Origin of the sequence: Synergistes jonesii (assembly GCF_000712295.1) — a bacterium.
GTDB lineage: Bacteria > Synergistota > Synergistia > Synergistales > Synergistaceae > Synergistes > Synergistes jonesii.
The window spans coordinates 1-2,526 of the sequence record NZ_JMKI01000029.1; the positions used below are offsets into that span (position 1 = coordinate 1).

A 2,526-nucleotide genomic window follows, 5' to 3' on the forward strand; every position below is an offset into this window, starting at 1 on the left:
CTTTCGTTACGCCTYTGCCGTCGGCKCCGTCTTTACCVTCCTTACCGTCTGCGCCYTKGMCGTGGCCGGCGTTCTCGTCGGCGCCGTCTGTGTAGCTGMCTACAAGGTCTCCGTCGCTGTTGACTTCGGCTTTCGTTACGCCTCTGCCGTCGGCTCCGTCTTTGCCGTCGACGCCGTTTGTACCGTCTTTACCGTCTGCGCCCTTGACGTGGCCGGCGTTCTCGTCGGCGCCGTCTGTGTAGCTGACTACAAGGTCTCCGTCGCTGTTGACTTCGGCTTTCGTTACGCCTCTGCCGTCGGCTCCGTCTTTACCATCCTTACCGTCTGCGCCCTTGACGTGGCCGGCGTTCTCGTCGGCGCCGTCTGTGTAGCTGACCACAAGGTCTCCGTCGCTGTTGACTTCGGCTTTCGTTACGCCTCTGCCGTCGGCTCCGTCTTTGCCGTCGACGCCGTTTGTACCGTCTTTACCGTCTGCGCCCTTGACGTGGCCGGCGTTCTCGTCGGCGCCGTCTGTGTAGCTGACTACAAGGTCTCCGTCGCTGTTGACTTCGGCTTTCGTTACGCCTCTGCCGTCGGCTCCGTCTTTGCCGTCGACGCCGTTTGTACCGTCTTTACCGTCTGCGCCCTTGACGTGGCCGGCGTTCTCGTCGGCGCCGTCTGTGTAGCTGACTACAAGGTCTCCGTCGCTGTTGACTTCGGCTTTCGTTACGCCTCTGCCGTCGGCTCCGTCTTTACCATCCTTACCGTCTGCGCCCTTGACGTGGCCGGCGTTCTCGTCGGCGCCGTCTGTGTAGCTGACTACAAGGTCTCCGTCGCTGTTGACTTCGGCTTTCGTTACGCCTCTGCCGTCGGCTCCGTCTTTGCCGTCGACGCCGTTTGTACCGTCTTTACCGTCTGCGCCCTTGACGTGGCCGGCGTTCTCGTCGGCGCCGTCTGTGTAGCTGACCACAAGGTCTCCGTCGCTGTTGACTTCGGCTTTCGTTACGCCTCTGCCATCGGCTCCATCTTTGCCGTCCTTACCGTCGATACCGTCTTTGCCGTCGACTCCGTCTTTGCCGTCTGCGCCCTTGACGTGGCCGGCGTTCTCGTCGGCGCCGTCTGTGTAGCTGACTACAAGGTCTCCGTCGCTGTTGACTTCGGCTTTCGTTACACCTCTGCCGTCGGCTCCGTCTTTACCGTCGACTCCATCCTTGCCGTCTGCGCCTTTGACGTGCCCGGCGTTCTCGTCGGCTCCGTCTGTGTAGCTGACCACAAGGTCTCCGTCGCTGTTGACTTCGGCTTTCGTTACGCCTCTGCCATCGGCTCCATCTTTGCCGTCCTTACCGTCGATACCGTCTTTGCCGTCGACTCCGTCTTTGCCGTCTGCGCCTTTGACGTGCCCGGCGTTCTCGTCGGCTCCGTCTGTGTAGCTGACCACAAGGTCTCCGTCGCTGTTGACTTCGGCTTTCGTTACGCCTCTGCCATCGGCTCCATCTTTACCGTCCTTACCATCTTTGCCATCGACTCCGTCCTTGCCGTCTGCGCCTTTGACGTGCCCGGCGTTCTCGTCGGCTCCGTCTGTGTAGCTGACCACAAGGTCTCCGTCGCTGTTGACTTCGGCTTTCGTTACGCCTCTGCCATCGGCTCCATCTTTGCCGTCCTTACCGTCGATACCGTCTTTGCCGTCGACTCCGTCTTTGCCGTCTGCGCCTTTGACGTGGCCGGCGTTCTCGTCGGCTCCGTCTGTGTAGCTGACCACAAGGTCTCCGTCGCTGTTGACTTCGGCTTTCGTTACGCCTCTGCCATCGGCTCCGTCTTTACCGTCCTTGCCGTCGACGCCGTTTGTACCGTCTGCGCCCTTGACATGGCCGGCGTTCTCGTCGGCTCCGTCTGTGTAGCTGACTACAAGGTCTCCGTCGCTGTTGACTTCGGCTTTCGTTACGCCTCTGCCATCGRCKCCGTCTTTACCGTCTGCGCCTTTGACGTGCCCGGCGTTCTCGTCGGCTCCGTCTGTGTAGCTGACCACAAGGTCTCCGTCGCTGTTGACTTCGGCTTTCGTTACGCCTCTGCCATCGGCTCCGTCTTTGCCGTCGACGCCGTCTTTGCCGTCGACTCCATCCTTGCCGTCTGCGCCTTTGACGTGCCCGGCGTTCTCGTCGGCTCCGTCTGTGTAGCTGACTACAAGGTCTCCGTCGCCGTTGACTTCGGCTTTCGTTACGCCTCTGCCATCGGCTCCGTCTTTGCCGTCGACTCCATCCTTGCCGTCTGCGCCTTTGACGTGCCCGGCGTTCTCGTCGGCTCCGTCTGTGTAGCTGACCACAAGGTCTCCGTCGCTGTTGACTTCGGCTTTCGTTACGCCTCTGCCATCGGCTCCATCTTTACCGTCCTTACCATCTTTGCCATCGACTCCGTCCTTGCCGTCTGCGCCTTTGACGTGCCCGGCGTTCTCGTCGGCTCCGTCTGTGTAGCTGACCACAAGGTCTCCGTCGCTGTTGACTTCGGCTTTCGTTACGCCTCTGCCATCGGCTCCATCTTTACCGTCCTTAC

Annotated in this window: 1 pseudogene; it reads right to left on the bottom strand. The window is 60.9% G+C overall.

Going from position 1 to position 2,526, the window contains the following annotated elements:
• A pseudogene (locus tag EH55_RS06265) lies at positions 1-2,526 on the bottom strand (hypothetical protein); the annotation flags it as partial.